At 53.8% G+C, this 17,285-nt stretch carries 14 protein-coding genes and 1 pseudogene; 1 reads left to right on the top strand and 14 read right to left on the bottom strand.

Features of this window, described 5'->3' with window-relative positions:
* Positions 1–10: 10 nt before the first annotated feature.
* Positions 11–925, top strand: coding sequence for a hypothetical protein (locus tag AABB92_RS22635; protein WP_046289634.1), 915 nt, complete (start codon positions 11–13; stop codon positions 923–925).
* 165 nt (positions 926–1,090) lie between these two features.
* Here the strand turns inward: AABB92_RS22635 and AABB92_RS22640 are convergent.
* The 14 genes and pseudogenes from AABB92_RS22640 to AABB92_RS22705 all read right to left on the bottom strand — a co-directional run.
* Positions 1,091–2,161 (bottom strand): annotated as a pseudogene (locus tag AABB92_RS22640) (hypothetical protein); the annotation flags it as partial.
* On the bottom strand, positions 2,140–2,364 hold the full coding sequence (locus tag AABB92_RS22645) for a hypothetical protein (RefSeq protein WP_052720729.1): 225 nt from the start codon (positions 2,362–2,364) through the stop codon (positions 2,140–2,142). The pseudogene AABB92_RS22640 and the gene AABB92_RS22645, both read right to left, overlap by 22 nt.
* The gene (darA, locus tag AABB92_RS22650) at positions 2,361–4,844 is read right to left on the bottom strand and encodes an antirestriction phage head protein DarA (protein ID WP_052720730.1); all 2,484 of its coding nucleotides are present in this window, start codon (positions 4,842–4,844) and stop codon (positions 2,361–2,363) included. Before darA ends, AABB92_RS22645 begins: the two co-directional genes overlap by 4 nt.
* The gene (locus tag AABB92_RS22655) at positions 4,841–5,458 is read right to left on the bottom strand and encodes a defense against restriction DarA-related protein (RefSeq protein WP_046289635.1); all 618 of its coding nucleotides are present in this window, start codon (positions 5,456–5,458) and stop codon (positions 4,841–4,843) included. Before AABB92_RS22655 ends, darA begins: the two co-directional genes overlap by 4 nt.
* Positions 5,445–5,900, bottom strand: coding sequence for a hypothetical protein (locus AABB92_RS22660; protein ID WP_031378026.1), 456 nt, complete (start codon positions 5,898–5,900; stop codon positions 5,445–5,447). The genes AABB92_RS22655 and AABB92_RS22660 overlap by 14 nt, the downstream gene beginning before the upstream one ends.
* Positions 5,897–6,214: a hypothetical protein gene (locus tag AABB92_RS22665; protein WP_008926984.1), complete on the bottom strand. Its 318-nt coding sequence runs from the start codon at positions 6,212–6,214 to the stop codon at positions 5,897–5,899. Before AABB92_RS22665 ends, AABB92_RS22660 begins: the two co-directional genes overlap by 4 nt.
* 103 nt (positions 6,215–6,317) lie before the next feature.
* Positions 6,318–6,902: a tail fiber assembly protein gene (locus AABB92_RS22670; protein WP_052720732.1), complete on the bottom strand. Its 585-nt coding sequence runs from the start codon at positions 6,900–6,902 to the stop codon at positions 6,318–6,320.
* An 8-nt stretch (positions 6,903–6,910) separates the two neighbouring features.
* On the bottom strand, positions 6,911–10,627 hold the full coding sequence (locus AABB92_RS22675) for a phage tail fiber protein (RefSeq protein ID WP_052720734.1): 3,717 nt from the start codon (positions 10,625–10,627) through the stop codon (positions 6,911–6,913).
* Between the two features lie 5 nt (positions 10,628–10,632).
* Positions 10,633–11,076, bottom strand: coding sequence for a hypothetical protein (locus AABB92_RS22680; protein WP_008926981.1), 444 nt, complete (start codon positions 11,074–11,076; stop codon positions 10,633–10,635).
* A gap of 61 nt (positions 11,077–11,137) precedes the next feature.
* Positions 11,138–12,229 (bottom strand): hypothetical protein, encoded by a 1,092-nt coding sequence (locus tag AABB92_RS22685; RefSeq protein ID WP_052720737.1) that lies wholly within the window; start codon positions 12,227–12,229, stop codon positions 11,138–11,140.
* 9 nt (positions 12,230–12,238) lie between these two features.
* A complete protein-coding gene (locus AABB92_RS22690; RefSeq protein ID WP_342550287.1) occupies positions 12,239–13,672 on the bottom strand; it encodes a baseplate J/gp47 family protein in 1,434 nt (477 codons plus the stop codon).
* Positions 13,673–13,684: 12 nt separating this feature from the next.
* Positions 13,685–14,044 carry a hypothetical protein gene (locus AABB92_RS22695; RefSeq protein ID WP_008926978.1) on the bottom strand — a complete coding sequence of 120 codons (360 nt, stop codon included), beginning with the start codon at positions 14,042–14,044 and terminating at the stop codon, positions 13,685–13,687.
* Between the two features lie 3 nt (positions 14,045–14,047).
* Positions 14,048–14,851 carry a hypothetical protein gene (locus AABB92_RS22700; protein ID WP_152659129.1) on the bottom strand — a complete coding sequence of 268 codons (804 nt, stop codon included), beginning with the start codon at positions 14,849–14,851 and terminating at the stop codon, positions 14,048–14,050.
* A 118-nt stretch (positions 14,852–14,969) separates the two neighbouring features.
* Entirely contained in the window at positions 14,970–17,237 is a 2,268-nt protein-coding gene (locus AABB92_RS22705; protein WP_342550288.1) for a hypothetical protein, read from the bottom strand.
* Positions 17,238–17,285: the final 48 nt, after the last annotated feature.

Here is a 17,285-nt window from a genome sequence, read left to right on the forward strand (position 1 = left end):
ATGCAGAAAAATGAAGTTCATAAATAAAGCATATGAAGATTTAGTTAAAGATCTAATTAGTGACGCCTTTTACTTAGAATCCAGATCAAATATCGGTAAAATCTCTACAATTCGACAATATGCAGAAGTTGTCGTACGAAAATTAGGCGACTTCCCTAAAAACGAAGACGTTACACTCGGTAATTTTAAAGTTATTAAGAAATTAAAGGATGTGAGTTCTGATGATAAATTTTTAATGGGGGCTGTTAGAAAGCTACAGAAATTAGGGAATAAATGCACCCATACAAAAAACCCACAACCTGTTCTTGATACTGATGTAGATTCTGCAATTAAAGCATTATTTAAATTGTACGCAAGCTTGTTTATTTTGTATTTTAAAAAGTATAAATTTGGTTCCAGCAGTGAAGTTGTGTCCGCGTTTTCCATACTCCCTCCAATCATTAGGTTTTTTGTTCTCGACAATCTCTATAACTATAAAAAGGACAATATTTTAGTTATTGATAAGTTATGTTTAGTTCTGCTCAAAGCGTTTGACAAAAAGGACGCATTAAGTTGGCTAAATAAAAGGAAAAGTGAGTTATCTAGCATACTTCCTTACACGGATGAAGCTATTTCCGCTATTGAAGTTGCTTATGGAAAACCGCAAGCGGAGTTAGCTGTTGCTAATGCCCCTGCAAATATGTACATTTGTTGCCTAGAGCGTTTGGAGCAAGTCGCCTTAATGCTAGAGAGTCAAGGATTGCTTTACAATAACTTTGAGCAGGCAAAACCACTCTACTTAGATAAAGGGATTCTTGATAAGAGTAGTACTGAGAATGAAGAATTTAATGACATAATGGAATTTGTTTACTTAGGGCGAAAAGACGAAGTAAATGAAAAGCTTAATAATAAGCATTTATACAGCATTACGGCTTGGAATAAATAGCTCAACTAAAAAGGCGTTCATCGGACAAGCGGTTGAACGCGGCGTTAATGTCTGCTCCTCGCTCAAACAGACGGTCAAATTTAATGATGTGATGCCAGTAAAACTGTCAGCTCAAGTCTGAGCTGACGCATTATGAGCCATTAAAAGTTAGTCCTTTGCCGGCGTGCTCACAGACTCGAACATGGCAAAGTTTAACCCCTTACCTTCGCCAAATTCTTCTTCGATCTCCCCGGATACGGCAGTCAGAACGTCGGTAAGCGTCAGCTCGCCGCCGCCGAACATATCTCCCAGCGCCTGCTGCTGGTGTAACAGCTCGTCGTTGATCTTCTGCGCCATTTTTTTAAACGCGGCCCCGATACGTTTGGCGCTGCGGTTATTTGCCACGATAAACAGCGCCAGTGCCTCGGCCTCTTTGCTGGATTCCTCAAACAGTCCCTGCTGTGCCAGCACTTCCTGTATGGCCTGCCCGCTGTCTTTTGCCTGGCGCACCAGCTTAATAGCATCCTGCAGCGCGGCGATTGCCTGCTGATCAAGACCATCCACCGACTGCACCCCGTCTACCAGCCCGGTGACGGCCTGCCGGTGAACGTCTCCGGACAGCATCTGCATCTGCGCAAACTCGCTGGCCGCCGTATTGAGTGCCGTCAGGATGTTGCGCATTTCAGGATCCGGCTCTTCAGAAACCAGCTTAACCAGGCGTTCATCCTTGTAGGCGCGGGCAAAGATCGCATTCTGCATGCGGTCAATCAGCTGCTTCGTCGGGCGCCCGTCTTCGGTCAGCAAGCCTGCGGTCGCTGTGTCGCCAATCTCTTTCATGAATGCCCGGATAAAACCGTCGTTTGAGCGTGCCAGAAGGTTGCCGTCGTCGGACGGATTGAAGATGGCCATCAGACGCTCATCAAGCATTTCGGCATCTACAAAGGCCTTCTCACTCGCTGCCATTTCCTGTAAATCGGAGAGGTTGGAGTCTTTCGCAAACTGCGCACGGTCAACATCGGTAATGCGCTCACGCACCAGTACCGGCATGTCCATTTGCGCGATATCCGACGCTTTAAGGCCGTAATCTTTTGCGTGCTCAATCAGGTACTGCCTGTACTCGTCGGCCTGTCCCTGCTCATAGGCGCGTGTGATCCCCATCGAGCGGCCATTGCCCGACTCCACCACGTTATCAGCGCCCACGATTGGCGCGCCGTGGCTGCTCATGCCTGAATCAGTCAGCTTCGCCGGTCGGAGGTTATCAGGAGGGGCGCTGGCTCCGGGACCGGATCGGGTGCGCTGGTGGCGGGTGCTGGTGCAGCGCCATAACCCAGCTGGAGCATGATTGCCTCCATCTGGTCATTGAGATCCAGCAGGTCCAGCCCCTTTAAGGTCGGCGCTTTGATAATCAGCTCGTCCAACTGGTCGGCTAAATCCAGCTTTTGCAGTGCGGTTAAGCTCATGCGGCCACCCCATTACGCTGCACGGCCACCAGCAGATCGCTCAGGTGCTGCACGGCGTCATTGACCAGGGACTCGTTTTCATCAAACACGCCCGCGGCCGTCAGTGCTGCAATTGCCTCGCGGACCTGATTACGGCCAGCGCGGATCACGTCCATATCGTCGGTATCGAGCGAGGTCAGCCCCTGGAGATAATCGATCGCTTTCTTCGCTTCGGTATCAGCCTCCGGCACTGGCTCCGGTTGTGGCTCCGGTTGTGGCTCCGGTTGTAGCTGTGGCTCTGGCTCAGCGGTACTCAGTTCCTCCACCAGTGGGATACGCTTGCCAGTGACCATTGCCGCCTCTACTGCCTTCAGGTACTCAGGACTCTGATTAGCCGCCACATAATCCGCCGCCACCCTCATCTGCTCACTGTCATAGCCCTGCGCTTCAGCCCAGGCATTTACAAGATCAGACGCCCAGCCGACGAGATCACCCAGGCGCTTCGCTGCCATCCAGAATGGGTCTGTCGTTTCTCGATCGTCAGTCACGTCAGTCTTTTCCTGCTTTGGCTCACCTGCGGCCAGGGTCTGCAACCTGGCATCAATGGCCTGATTGAAATAATCCAGGTCTTCACCTTCCGGGTATGCAACGCCGATCAGAATTTTACGGGCAACCATGCGCACCTGTTTTGCGTAGGTGTCCTGGTCCTCTGCCGACATTTCAAGGTATTGTGCGGCGTAATCACTCATCTTGGCGGCCACGGCGTCGGCCAGCGCATCAAGGTCCGCATGCGTCGGGATCAGCTTCAGTTCAAAGTCGGCAATCTCTTTATCGGTCAGCGGACGGTCGTAGGAAATAATGCCGTTGCGCGCAACGCCGCTGTACGGCTGGCCCGCTGCTGGCTGATCTGCAACTGAGGTATATTCAGGCGGTACTGCGCCGATACCCACTGGACGGTTTACCAGCGCATAGCGCCAGACGGCTGCAGGTGTGACAGGTTCCGGTTGTGGCTGTGGTTCAGGTTGTGACTGTGGCTGTGGTGCGGGTTCTTTTACAGGTAACTCAGCGCCATTCATCCAGTCGGATTTGAGCTGCTTCCAGGCTGCCATAAAGAGCGATTTATCCCCACGATCCACTCCATAGAACAGCGCAATATCACCATATTTCTCGCCTGCTTCTTCGGTCTGAGAGTTAGTAAAATCTTTATCCAGCTCCTTCTCTGCATAACGCATGAAGTCCTCTGGCCCCTCAACAGACATAAGCAGGCGCCCGTCACGCTCCGCGCCTTCGCCTTTGGTCATTTCAGTGGCACGCGCTGACAGCTTACGTTGCCCAGGCGTTGGCTCTGGCTCTACCGGCGCTGCCGCACCTGCCGCAACGCGATATGACTCCGCCGCGCCGGTGCGGTAGGCTTTCAGCAGTTTGGTAGCCGCTTTACCCATCTCTGCGCCCTGGCTGGATTTGGACGGCATTTCAAACGTGGTCCCGTCGGCTTCGGTGATGATCACCTTGCCTTTAAGCTCTCCGTCCTGGTCATAACTGTGATAGCGGACCGTCGCGCCGTTGCTCAGCGTTGCCTGTCCGTCCATGTTCAGGCGCGCTTTAACCTGAATAGTGCGATCGCTGAAAGTGTCCGTGCTCTCAGGCTCACTGGCTTTCGCCTGCTGCAGCGCCGCCAGCTGTCCGGTAAGGTCGTCATTAATCTGGCGCTGTGCCGCGACTTTGCCGCGCAGCGTCTGCTCATTATCCTGCTGCATCTGCACGCGCGCGGTTTGTGCATCCACCACCTCCAGCAGTGCAGACTGCTGCTCCGCCAGCTTGTCCGTTTCGGCTTGCGTGGTTTCCACTTCGGCGCGCAGCTTCGTCTGTGCGTCCTTCTGCTTTGTGAATTTGCCGCTGTTCTTCTCGATCAGGTTAGAAAGCGCCTGCGTAACCTGCTGCAGCGATACATCCCGTCCGCCGATTGGAGCCACAATGTGCGTCACATCGCGCCTGTTGATCAGGAACTGAAACGCCACCAGCGTATCCTGATTGCGGATTTTGCCGTTGTCAGCGGTCGGAGAGTGGAACACCAGCGACACGCTTTGCCCGTCTGATAATGGGATCAGCGCACTCATAACCGGTATGCTGGCCACACGGCGCACTTTACCAATCACCGCGCCGCCCACGGTTTTCTGCCCGGTTGTATCCGCGCCTGCGTCGTCTGTTCCGGCGCTGATACTGGTCCCATTCAGTCCACGGTTTAAGGCCTTCACAAAGGCGCGCATGGTTTGCGCCAGCCGCATACGCTCGGTGCTGATCGCTTCGAACATCGCACCCGGTACCAGGCTTTCATTTCCCAGATAGGTATGATCGATATCGTCGATCGTGACGCTTTCCAGCATCATATCCGCGCTGCTGCCAGTCATCAGGCCGTCATAAACAGCCTGCGCCAGCATTGCGCCCGGTGTGTGGCTCTGGAGGTCCAGCACCATGCGGTTGCTTAAAATCTCATTCATCATGCTGCCTCTTCCAGTTGGGCGATTTGCTCTTTCAGCTGACGGGTGATCGCCTGCTCCTGATTAAGCTCGGTCTGTAAGCTGTCCGCGTTTTTTTGTGCCGCGTCGGCAGCCCGCGTCAGCTGGTCCGCTTTAGCCTGGGTTTCCGCGATCCCCGCTTTGTACGCGTCACGCTGCTGTCGCACTTCTGCCAGCATCTGCACTGACGATTTCACGCCGCGCTTTGGCTGCGGTGAGTCGTCCTTGCTGGCAGCGGCGCGTGCCATCTTGCGCGCCAGCGCCTTCTGAAATGCCGTCGAGCCTTTCTTAAATAGCGCGGCCAGCTGGCGGCCCAGGTCGGGGATCGTGGTGACGTGGGTAAACGGCACATTTTTGCCGTTCAGCTTCAGGCCGGAAATGTCGCCGCTGTCGTTGACCTGCACGGTCATAACCTGCTCGTCCATGCCGGTGAGGCTGAAGGTTTTAGTGAGAACGCCATCCTTTTTCCGGGCTGCGCCGGCGGCGGTGATTTTGGCTATTTCAAAGCCGCTGGTGGCGATCGCCTTTTTCAGCTTCGCCAGGCCCTTCTCGTTGAGCTCGTCAAAGCTCAGCAGGACGTAGGTTTTAGGATTCGACACGGTATTCCCCCTGCTCTGACTGGCTCAGCTGGTAGGTTCTGGTGACGGTATCCTGCAGCGGGAAGATGCGATAAAGCGGGTTCAGGCGGCTGTTACCGTGGGTAACGCGTATTGTCAGTGACCACTCGCCCGGTTCCAGATAGCGCGTGTCGATCAGCAAAAACTCTTCGCTCACGCCTTTTGGTGAGAGATCCAGCGTGCGCTGTTTGCCAGAAATGACCACTGTCGGATCATTACTGTCGCGCAGCCAGTACTCAATTTTGGCTCCCGCGAGTTTACCCACGCAGGCAATGTTCAGGCGGACCGGGAACGCCAGTGCGTTGCCGCGCACGGTAGCCGTACCACATCCCAGCAAGGACACTTTTTTACGGGCAAAGGCGCAGCGATCGACAACCATCGCCGCCGCCATCGCTGTGATAAACAGGTTCTGGTAATCAATCATGGGCCGGAGCCTCCTTTTGACCCAAATACGCCGTTTATTGCCGCAATGAGTCGTTCTTTAAACACGGTTGAGAGTTCACGCCAGTTGTTGCTTGCAACCAACACGGCGAGGTAAATCACGATTTCGTCCAGTCCCTGCTGGCGGGCAAAGAAATAGGCTGTGAGGCCCGTAATCAGCGCCAGCACAAGCTCGGTGGTAAAGTTGAATACTGTCGGTCGGATCCGGTATTCGCGCACTCCCAGCAGGAAAACGCCTGTGCCACTCAGCAAAGACAGGAGAAGCGAAACCGCGAGCATTTTTTCTACATCGGTCACATACCCCCCTTAGCACCTGGTAATCAGGTGGCGAGAGGGTACGGAGTCTGTAATTTAGAGAGGTAAAGAAAAACAGCGCCCGGAGGCGCTGTTTTGATGAGGATTAGAAGACTGCCGGTGGTGCAGGCCAGGCAGATTCTGGCACGCTGCCGATATCTGTTTCTTTCAGCTGCCGGATGTAGTTCATCCACTCCACCAGCTGCTTCTTGTCAGTGTCCGGCAGCATGCCAAGAGCCAGTTCCGCCTGCCAGTCGCTGATGTAGGCCCGCGCTTTTGCCAGTAGGGAATTTCTGGTGCGCTCCGCCATTTCCTGCAGCTCTGCGGCGGTATGCTCATACGCCTGTATTTTACCGTTATGGTAAATCCACCCGCCTGATCTATCCATGCCATCAGGAATATCGGAGGCGTCCACCTCTGCCACCCAGCAGTTGATTGGCCACAGCTTTGAAACATCCATGTCAAAGCTGACAATCCGGCCTGCTTCGTCATAGACAATCTTCATCGTATCTGGCGAAAACCGTGGTTGAGATTCATACCAGTCCTGGCCGCTTTTGCATCGGACGAAAATGATATTCATTTCAGTTAACGACTTTAACTTAGCAGCCAGTTCTAATTCCTCTTCAGATGAGGATTCCGTAACTACCGGAATATCTGGCGTATATACTTCAAAAGGTCCAAAATTTAACATGTTATTCCTTACGCAAAGCCTGCCGTATACCAGCCGCCGTTGATACAGTACTGAACGCATCGCGCAGTCACGACATCTATATATTGATCCTGGTTGTCGTTTCTGGCAGACGTTAAAACGTAGCCACTCTCTTCAGTAATACCCGGTCCGTTCCAGGACCCAGCTTGTTTAAAACCGGCAAATCTGACGCCCGTTACAAATCTTCCAATTATAAAATTATAGAGGTATCCACCCCATAGCGGACCCGATAAATTTCCGTCCGGATGTATAACAACCTGTCCATTACCAGAGCGAAAATAGTTCTGAGCAATAACATCGCCACCTGAACTGATGTTTGCGTTTACAGTTAGGTTGCCACCTATACCCACACTATGGCCCATATTAACGTTGCCAGTAGTGCCGCTAAAACTAAACGGTCTGAGATTGTTATAACCGCCATCGGGATCGTTCTGGTTTGTGACCATCAAGTAATAGTTTGCGCCATCGAACCTGTGGATCATACCGATGCCGCTACCGCCAGGTGGGCGGATACGCAAGCCGTTTGCATCTTCGGTGACAAATCGTCCGTAAGCGTAAATCTGATTAGGACTAAAGCGTGCGGTCAGCGCATTATTCGCATAAAAATCAAGAAGACCATCATTAGGGCAAACAAATCCCGTATCATTATCTCCTATATTGATTGAAGCACTGGAGCTAGCAAAAACTCCTGTACCTTCGTTGCCAATACTTATACGGGTAGATGTAAATAATTTCCCCCTCGCATAAATGGCGTCATCAAAGTGTGCATCTTTATCAACGATTAACTGCCCTATAATATGCGATTTCGCATTAACATTCAGAAGACCGGCAAGAATATTCATGGTTGCCTGACCAGATATGGTTGCATTAGTCGGATCAACCAGAATGCGTGCATCAAAGTCATTCATCTGTGAAACTGATGAGTTGAAGTCAATATATGGGTTCTGTGAAATAAGACTGACCTGTCCTCTAAACTCTGCCGCATTACTAGCTCGTAATATATCGCTAACTTCCAATCCGCCTTTTACCGCTAAGGTTATATAACTGGCCGGAAGAGTTGTATCCACACCACCAATGATGGTCTGTCCGCGAATATAGTTTGGCGCGGTTCCCTGCATAAACAGGTTCCAGCGGCTTAATCCACTGCGTGCTGCCTGACGGCCTTCAAAAGCATAGGCTGTTGCAATACTGGTACTCGTTTTGTCATAAGAACGGAATGAGGATAAAAGCGCGACTGCAGCATTGGTGTTTACAATGCTGCTATTACCCCAAAACTCTACCAGGTCAGCCACAGTCTGCCCGGTGGAACCATCACCTACGGACAGTTCCACTCCGAAGCCAACACCGAGAGTCTTTGCCTCTGCGCCAATGTTTGCATAAGCCATTGCTGCAATCTGCGTCGAACCCGACATATTGCCTTTGCCGGGTGCGGAGTTTCCGATTGTCAGCATACGGCTTGTGCTGTCACTGCCGCCGCCAAGTGCAAGGTGGCCTTTGTCGCTGAAAAGCGCGATATTCTGGTTCCACGTTACACCGTTATTCCGGCTATCCACATCGAGACGCAGGCTGCTACCCTCGCCTCTCAGGCGGAAGCCCGCTGCTTCTGCGTCGCGATCGATAAAGGTGACTGTAGGCGCAAAGCTGTTAACTGTGATCCCCTGAGTGCCGTCACTGCTGCTGCCTGTTACCACCAGCGCGGCATTAGTCAGATCGCCTACTGCGGTTGCGCCTTTTGCCAGCACGTTTACCGGGCCGGTAAAGTCAGCGCCCCTGTTTACCGTAAGGTTGCCGCCGACAACCGCATTGTTCAGGAGATTCATTGTCGAAACATTGGTTTCGCCGGTACCGTCGCCTGACAGGGTGAGCCATGTACTCGTGATTGAGTTACCCCAGGTCACGGCATCGTTGCTGTCCCTAGACTGGCCGAAATACCAGTGCAGCGTGTCATCTGACTTTTTGCCGCGCAGATAGTAGGCTTTGTCTTTGGAGGCTGGCCGCAGTTGTAACGTAGCAACGTCTGAGGTAAAGGATCCCGCACCATCAGAAGTCAAGCCACCACCACCGATGATAGCCAGTCCGCCAGCCCCCTGCAGTGTGGCTAAGCCGTCTCCGCCGTTCAGAGCGAGACGTGCGGTAATGACGCCGGTTGACGAGCGCGCATCTACCACAATTTTTCCGCCACCGTGGGTCATGTTTGTAGTGGTAATGCCACCGAGAATCCTGCCGCTCCAGGCATCACCACTTAATGCCGCAACCCGGCCAACAATCTGCATCACGTCCGTTTCATACGTCGGCGGCTTATCACCCAACTGATCGGTCCGTAAAAACGTCATCGACGGAACTGAAGGTTCAGAACGAATCACTCCAATACGATATCCGGCACTGATTTGAGAGCCAACTTCCAGATTTTTTGAGACTGTCAGTTTTGGCGTATTGATGCTTGATAGCTGGCTGGTGCTGGTAATGTCGTTGTTATCGCCCGCCTTTGCCGCGCCCGCCCTGACCAGATCGGCCAATGTCATGCTGGCGCTGTCCATCACCTTACGCCAGCCGTTTTTGTCCGCGCCAGCTGACAGCCCGGACCACACCCAGGCGCCTGAAACTTTGCCCGCCGAGCGCCAGTACAACATGCCACCCTGTGCAACCAGCAGCTGCAGCAGCGAAGCGTCAGCGTCATACTTTCGGCGCATGTTAAACAGCTGACCGCTCAGCGTCTGCGTGGTTTTACCGAGATCAACCGGGCCATCGTTAAAGGTGCCACTCAGCGTCCAGAAAGCATTCTGTTCCGTCACTGATACGTCGGCCAGCGAGGTGATTTTGCTGTCCAGAACAAGAGACGGCGCGCCTACACCAAATGCACCCACGGCCATGAGCGCACCCGGCGTCATATCCAGCGGGTTTGTCTGCTGATCCGCCTGTGCAGCGGTACCGAGGCCGAGGTGTTTACGCGCCTCCGGCACGTCTGGCAGATCAGCCAGATTTTCACTGGCGACCAGCTGCTTCTCATTGACCAGCTGATCCAGCTCGATGTTTTCCCGGAACATCGCTTTGTCGTGAATATCCGAGCCGTTATTGGCAATGACCATGTTGTTATCGATCATACCTTTGAGGATTTTCAGCCCCTTAAGGTTGGCCGCAATCAGCTCATCATCGCTGGTGTAGATCGAATCCAGCGTAATACCGACCTGCCGGTTGATGCGGTAGTTAGTGACGATCATCGCCTGAGTAACCTGCGTGGTGCCGGTTGGCACCAGTACGCGGCAGAGCTCCAGCTGGTTCGGCTTCAGCGCAACAGAGATATCCTGCGCAAATACGCGTGCGGCCTCAACCGTTGAGGTGATATCAACCTGGTCAGTCTTAACGCCCAGTTTGTAGTTTGCCTCCAGCACAATGCGGGTAGTTTTGCCCGCCATGACTGGCAGTATCAGATCGGCCAGGTGCTGAACGGTGATCTGATGCGCGTTCACATCGATCGAGGCCGCACCCTGCCCGCCTTCTGCCCCTTTCGAAGTAACGACAACATTTAGCCCGGAACCGGCGACCGGCGAGAAGCCGAGGTAAAAGCCGGATCGCACTATGCCTTTCAGTTTTCGGTTCAACGCGGAACTGGTGTAGGTCTCCAGATACTGCATATCGGCCGACAATGGCGCAGTGCCGTAAGCCTTCCCCGCCATAACGCCGATATCGGTAATTTCATTACTGCTCATGTGCGTTACGCCGTTTTCTGTTCGATGGTGACGATAAGGCGGTAGGCCTTACCACGGAATACGGTGTCTTGCTGCAGGCACAGCACGGCAAAGGCGTTGCCGTCAGCGTCTACCAGCGTCAGCGTATTGAGGTCATAGGCTTTGCCTTCCGGAAGAATGGCTTCATCCAGCTGAATGGTGATCGAGATATCTGCGCCGGTGCTGGTGAGAACCAGAGGCGTTTCAGTGAATTTACCGGTCAGGTTGTCGTTACTGAACGTGGAAGGAATATCAGCGATGTTCCAGCCGCCAGCAGCATTACTGCTAACCAGCGTGGACTTGCCCCAGTAGGCTTTCACCATCTGAAATCGGGATCCCTTGCCGATGGAGGATTCGGCTCGACGGATGTAGTAATAATCCAGCAGCTTCGCTTTAAACAGCTTGCTGCTGACAGAGATAGTATCAGCCATAAAAAAGCCTCTCAGAGATAAGAGGCCAGAGGGTATGGAGTTTGTAAAATCCGATGGTCAACTACGCGACAAATTGCTCATAAAAAAGCGTAGAGATCGTGCTGGTGCCATTGCCGTCGTCGGGCAGTGCCAGGACAAACTCCGGCGTCCCATCAAAGGGAAATGCCATTGTCACACTACTGCCGTCCGTACCGGTTGCTGTGACGCCCTGGCTATCGCCCTTCAGAATACCAATGTACTGCACACCATCTTCAGTGAATAATCGGGCGCGACTGTCTGTGCCTGCGCTGGCTATATCAATCGGTGCTGGCGCTGCGTCCGGCCTGGCTCGGTAGTCATTCGTCCAGGCATCAGCGGCAAACATATCATAGCGTTCGCAGCGCCTTACCTGCCGCAGCGGCACTGAGGGAATATCAAACTGCTGCTGTGTGGCCATGTGCAGATTTTTGATCTCAGACTGGAGATCCGCGTATGACAATTTAGCCTGATAGTCGATACCGGCGCTCATGAGCGTGATGCTCTCAGCGTCGGCGCTCAGCTCAAACGAGATAAAGAGCGCTAAGCCGTCAAACACGATGTGAAGCGGTAGCAGCGGCGCAATGATCCGGTCAAACTGTGTCAGCAGCTTCTGTACGGCTAAATCCTGCTCCATATAGCCATACCGCTCATAAAGCTCATTCAGCGCCACCGAGATTTGCGCCCGTGACGTCAGGAAGAACTCGCCATACTTCTCTTCTGCAATCGCCAGACCTTCTTTTGTGGTAAAGAAAGTTCCATAGGGTGCCAGATCCTGATCCACCGGCGCATACAGTTCCTGCCAGCTGACCGGCAGGTTATCGAACTCGCGCCAAAACGTTGAAGTGATCGGCTTATCGGTGCCTTTAAAATGCACTTCGTCCAGGCGCTGCGCCAGCAGCACAGGCCTGCTGGTGTCCGTGGTTTCCGCCACGATGAAGAAGCGGCCATATTCGCTCATGCGCAGCGTCAGATCGTCCTTGTCCATCGTGTAGTAGCTTTTGCGGTTGGTAATACGCTCCAGAATCGGCTCTACCGTGTCCTCAAAAATATTCTGCAGCGCGTTAGCAAACCCCGACCACAACTCAGAGCCTTGCTTTTCCTTTGTGAGACGGTCTTTCACCCAGTTTCTGATCATCGCCGTGCCTTACAGGTAGTTGATATCAAACGTGGAGTTAGCCACATCAAGATAGATAAAATCATTCAGCTGCAGAGCCGTTTTCATATCGTGGGGGGTCAGTTCATAGGAGATAAACAGGTTCAACTCTTCAATTACGCGCCACAGGTCTTTCACCTGCACCTGTGAGAAGTGCTTACCGGCTGCAACGCCGTTCTGATCGCTGTCACCAAACGTTGTGGCATCGCGTCCAAAACGAGCCTCCAGCGCCTCCTGAACGGCTTTCTTAGCGTCTGACAGAATGACGTTCTTCTTCGCCAGTGCGGTTAGTGAGATCGTAAATGGCTCCTCCTGTGTCGGGACGTAGCGGAATTTTTTGTTGATCTCATTCGGAATAGCCTTGATAGCCGTCATGATCATGATCTCAAGCTCAGCCTGTGTGTAGCCCGGTTTATGCCCGCAAAAGAAAATCGTGTTGATATTGCTCAGCGACTTAATGCCGGTTGAAATCTCCTGCTCCTGCTCACCCCAGGCACTGATCCAGGACATACCCGGTACTGCACGATTCAGGAAGTATTTATAGTCACCGCCCCAGACTACCTGCTCGTCATACGCCACGTAGTATTGCGCACGGTTGCGCGTTTCCTCCGTGCTTTCGAAGCCGCTGCCGCCCGTAATTGGCGTCATTGTCACAACCTCGATCTTGCTATTCATATCGGCGATGTTGCCCGCGGGCGTCAGCTTCTGGCCCTGCGTCAGAGTGGTGTCGCCCCGGCTGCACCACACATCCAGATCGACCTTACTACCGGTCTTCGGCATCTTGCCGATCGCACCGTCACCAAAGCGCACGCCCAGCTGCTCAGACGGCTTGTAAACCAGTACGTAATGCTGGCTGGACCCACGGGAGAGACGAAACAGCGGGTTGTTTTCCCATAGCGATTTGTTCTCGTTTTCCGTCACAAACACGTCCATCGAGACGGTTTCCTCTGTTATGTCACGCGGCAGCATTACCGTATAAAACGGCGCTTCGGCGTCGATCGCGGATGACACATTAACGTGTTCCATCTGGCGGACGTCGTTCACCACCACGCTGCCGCCAGCAGGGATGATCACCACGTCGGTTGTGACGTAGGGGAGCTGCGCATTGGACAGAAACTCCGCATAAATTGGCAGCTGAATGACTTCATCCGTTTTGTTGGTGATCTTCACACTGCCCCATGACGGCGTGATTAAATGGCCGAGATAGTTGCGATCTTCAGCTGCGGCCAGGATGCTTGAGCGCTTAGTTGCTGTGGAGATAAACCCCTCCGTCAGGCCGCGCTCAGCAGTAGTCTGTGCAGCGTAGATGATCTGCGCGCCAAACACGGCCATCATCTGAATGAATTGGCTATTGGTGAATTTTCTCCACCAGCTATTGGCCTGCAGCTGGCCATTAAACTTTTCCAGTAATTCCTGAATACTCACAATTTACCCCGGTTAACTTTTGTTCATGGACACGGCCAGCGGGCCGTATGATGTAATAAAGGTGATCTGCCACGTATCAACGTTCTGCGGCGCGCAGCGGATAGCTCGCAGCCCCAGCCCTGGCAGATCGATACGCAACTTTTTAATCAGTGCAGCCTCAATAGCGACTTCGGTTAAATGACCGGTTTCAGAGCCTACTGGCTCATGTTTGTAATCCTGCATGGTGTTACCCCATCCGGGCAGGCCGTAAACACTGCCCTGCGGCGTCCTCAGCCATTCCTCAAGCCGGGCAAGCCAGGCGTCTGACTCCCCGGCTTTCACCACTACCCCGCCCTGATCTACGCGCATCAGGCAGTCAATTTCGTTTTGCATGTGTTAGTCCTGCAGGAGTTCGTTGAGCGCCGGGTCGTTGATGCTCAGGGTTGATGACGTGCGGGGAGCCGGTTGCGCCGTGTTGACCACTTTGTCCGGCGCGGTATCGCTTTTCTTCTTCGTGACGCCCAGTAGTGCCTCCAGCTGGGTACGCATGCCTTTCAGCTCTTTGAGCATGTCCTGATCGTGACTGTTGGTGTCGCCGCTCATCATCGGACGCATGCCGCTGCGCGGGAGATCGGTCACATTCTGGATCTGTGCCGGGTGATTTAGCAGAGGCTGCTGTGCAGGCCTTGTCTGCGCCGCACTGGCGCCGCTCAGGTATGATTTACCGGCGCTGGCCAGCGACTCGGTGCCACTGTCGAGCCAGCCGCCAGCCTTGCTTGTAAGCGGTGCTATGGCGCGGAGGATGCCGGGATCGGTAATGCCTGCCTGGTCCAGCACGCTGCTGATCATGTCGTTGCCGCTGAAGCCACCCAGCGTCTGACTAAATGTGTCACTGATGGCGGGCATGATCGAAGCGCTGACGGCGTTCACTCCGTCCCTTGCACCGCCCAGCATGCGATCAAACAGGCCACTGGACTCCGGTTCGGCGGCGGGTGTCCGGGTGTTGGCCACAGTGATCGGTGCATCAGAGGTTGCAGAGCCCGGACGGGCGCGCACGCTACCGGTTGAGACGTGAGATACAGCAGCGGGACGTGAGCGGCTGGCAATCTTATCGGGCGCCAGCGCGGCCAGCTGGAGGCCCGCGGGAAGAGATTCACCACCAGGCAGGGACAGGCCGCTGGCAGGACGTTTGCGGGACATACCGGCCACGCCCAGGGATTCAGTTGCGCCCTGCACTTTGCCGTCAGCCCACTCATTCAGGGCTTTGACCTGACCCCATGCACCTGCTCCAGCATGTCTGATTTTGTCCGCTGCGCCGTTACAGCTTGATGATGTCCTGCACGGTATTCAGCTTCTTGTAACCAGCTGCTTTAGATGTGCCTTCTGAATAACTTGTCAGCTGATTCGCCAGCGCCCTGAATCCTTCTTCTGGGGTGTTGAACTTAGCGAACCGGGCCTCACCATTACCGTTTTTGGCTTCCAGGCTTGCGCCCTCCTGCCCCACATAATTCAGGTTGCCAAAGTTGTTGTTGCGGAAGGATCGGACCTTCGCATTTGCGCCGCCCACATTGAGATCTGCGCCGATGCTGTTTTGCGCCACGTCGGCATAATCAGCGGCGTTTTTGCCTTGAGTACCTACGCCGTCCTCGCCCCACTCGCCACCCTGCAGCTGTGTACCGAGGCGGTTTATAGCCGTGACTGTTTTTGTGGTGCCATCGGTGATCGCCTTCGTCTGCTCCGCGCTGGTGCCGGTCAGTTTGTCATAGACGCCCGACGCGCTGGTTGAGAAGGCGCTGAACATATCGCCCACTTTGCTCAGCCCGGAATCCAGCCCCTTAGCAATGTCGCTGGTATCAAAGGTCAGTGATTTCGCCACGCCGTTCATACCCAGCGCAGACGCGCCTGACGCCAGCAGCCCGGACGCGCCGGATACCAGCCCGCCCATGTTCAGCACGTTTGCTGCTGTGTACTCGCCCTTCTGTCTGCCGCTGACTGTAGCGCCTTGATTCAGGCCAAAGGCTTTCTGCTGTCCCGCTGTGTCGTTGTAACCTTCGTATGCGTCCATGCCAGCGCCAAGCACGGTCCCAACCAGCGGGATCGCTTTGAGCGCTGTCTTACTGGCGACTTTACCGGCCACTTTCAGCCCGCCTTTTTCCGCGGCCTTCTCCGCTGCGGCTTCTGTGGTTTTTTCAGCGACTTTAAGCCCGCCTTTCTCAGCGCTTTTTTCTGCTGCAGCCTTCCCCGCATCACTGCCCGCCAAGCCGCCAGCGGCGATCGTGGCACCGGCAGCAGCTGTTGTGGCTGCTGCACCGGCAACCGTTACCGCCTTTTTGCCGCCTTTAAGCACGTCCATTGCCTTAGCCAAGAGACTTTTCTTTTTCGGCTTAGGTTTTGGCTTTGATGTATCCGCCTTCCCTTTGCCATCCGGAAGTAGATCACCGGCGACATCTGCGATTTCACCGGCAGCCGACAGTGGCCCGCGTTTACGGCCGCGGCGTTTACGCCTGCCGGGGATCAGCGAATCCATGAATCCGCCCGCCCCTTTCCCGGACGCATGTGACAGCTTTTTAACCTCCTCCCGCACATCAACCAGGGCATCCACAATGCGATCGTCATTGGCGGCGATCACTTTGGTCTGCTCCTGCGTTACCTGAATGGCTTTTGCCTGTTGAGCGGATCTGAAGCCATCAGCCGATTTTGGGCCGATCACTGGTGGCGTTCTGGCTTCGGTTGTCACCGGCGGATGCGTCAACGGTGGCTCAATTTTCAGCGCAGCGTTGCCTTCGGTTTTACCCTGCATGAAGTTTTTCAGCGTCACGACGTTCTTTCCGACTTCGGCGGAAATGTCGTACATGCCTTTACCCATCATCCATAGCGGACCACCAGCAGCAGTTCCAGCAATGTCTGCGCCGGAAGACATACCATCGCTGTTCGTTTCGGTGGCAGATTCCAGCATGCTACTTAGGGAGCGGAAAAATCCCTGCTGCTGTTTTTGCTCAGCGCGGCGCGCATTTTTTTCCTGGGTTGCTGCTGATGCAGCCGCAGAATCAGTCCGTGCTGTAAAGCGACCACTTGAATCACGCCCGCCAGCGCTTACTTGTTTGGTGTCGGTTAAAGACACCTTATCGGCTACATCACTCTGTTTTAGTGCTTTACTTGAGTCCTTTTTAAGCCCGTATCCACCTACAGGAACTAAATTAGCCCTTTTGGCTTTTTTTTGTGCCTTATTACTGACCATTTCAGTGCTTATATTATTGCCCCAATCGGTTAAACGAACTGAATTGGATTTATCCGTCCTGTTTTGGTCTTTAATAAGGCTCTTTTTATTCCTATTTGGTTCCTTGTCAGGATGGGGTGTTTTTCTGGTGTTCTCGCTATTTTCCGGCTGTGCATCATTTTGACCGGCGCTACGACGTGTCAGCGATCGCGTCACAGTCATCCCTGACGCGGCATTGTTTCTGTCGGCGGAGGACGGCTGTTTTGTACCTGTGAGCGCATTGCGAATCAGGGTTAACTGTTTTAACTCTGCTTTGCTCGCTTTCTGAATTGCATCAATGATGCGGGCCTGATCCTGCTGCTTCATCATTCGGACCTGTTATTAGTCTTTCTCATTTGCTCTGTGAGCGTGTTATTC

This window comes from Pantoea brenneri, assembly GCF_038594305.1.
Classification (GTDB): domain Bacteria; phylum Pseudomonadota; class Gammaproteobacteria; order Enterobacterales; family Enterobacteriaceae; genus Pantoea; species Pantoea brenneri.

Bases quoted from the DNA above. Each gene is read 5' to 3' on its own strand.
- AABB92_RS22705 (WP_342550288.1), bottom strand. From the start codon at position 17,237: ATGATGAAGCAGCAGGATCAGGCCCGCATCATTGATGCAATTCAGAAA.
- AABB92_RS22670 (WP_052720732.1), bottom strand. From the start codon at position 6,902: ATGTTAAATTTTGGACCTTTTGAAGTATATACGCCAGATATTCCGGTA.
- AABB92_RS22680 (WP_008926981.1), bottom strand. From the start codon at position 11,076: ATGGCTGATACTATCTCTGTCAGCAGCAAGCTGTTTAAAGCGAAGCTG.
- AABB92_RS22660 (WP_031378026.1), bottom strand. From the start codon at position 5,900: ATGATTGATTACCAGAACCTGTTTATCACAGCGATGGCGGCGGCGATG.
- AABB92_RS22675 (WP_052720734.1), bottom strand. From the start codon at position 10,627: ATGAGCAGTAATGAAATTACCGATATCGGCGTTATGGCGGGGAAGGCT.
- AABB92_RS22685 (WP_052720737.1), bottom strand. From the start codon at position 12,229: ATGATCAGAAACTGGGTGAAAGACCGTCTCACAAAGGAAAAGCAAGGC.
- AABB92_RS22695 (WP_008926978.1), bottom strand. From the start codon at position 14,044: ATGCAAAACGAAATTGACTGCCTGATGCGCGTAGATCAGGGCGGGGTA.
- AABB92_RS22700 (WP_152659129.1), bottom strand. From the start codon at position 14,851: ATGTCCCGCAAACGTCCTGCCAGCGGCCTGTCCCTGCCTGGTGGTGAA.
- AABB92_RS22645 (WP_052720729.1), bottom strand. From the start codon at position 2,364: ATGAGCTTAACCGCACTGCAAAAGCTGGATTTAGCCGACCAGTTGGAC.
- AABB92_RS22635 (WP_046289634.1), top strand. From the start codon at position 11: ATGAAGTTCATAAATAAAGCATATGAAGATTTAGTTAAAGATCTAATT.
- darA (WP_052720730.1), bottom strand. From the start codon at position 4,844: ATGATGAATGAGATTTTAAGCAACCGCATGGTGCTGGACCTCCAGAGC.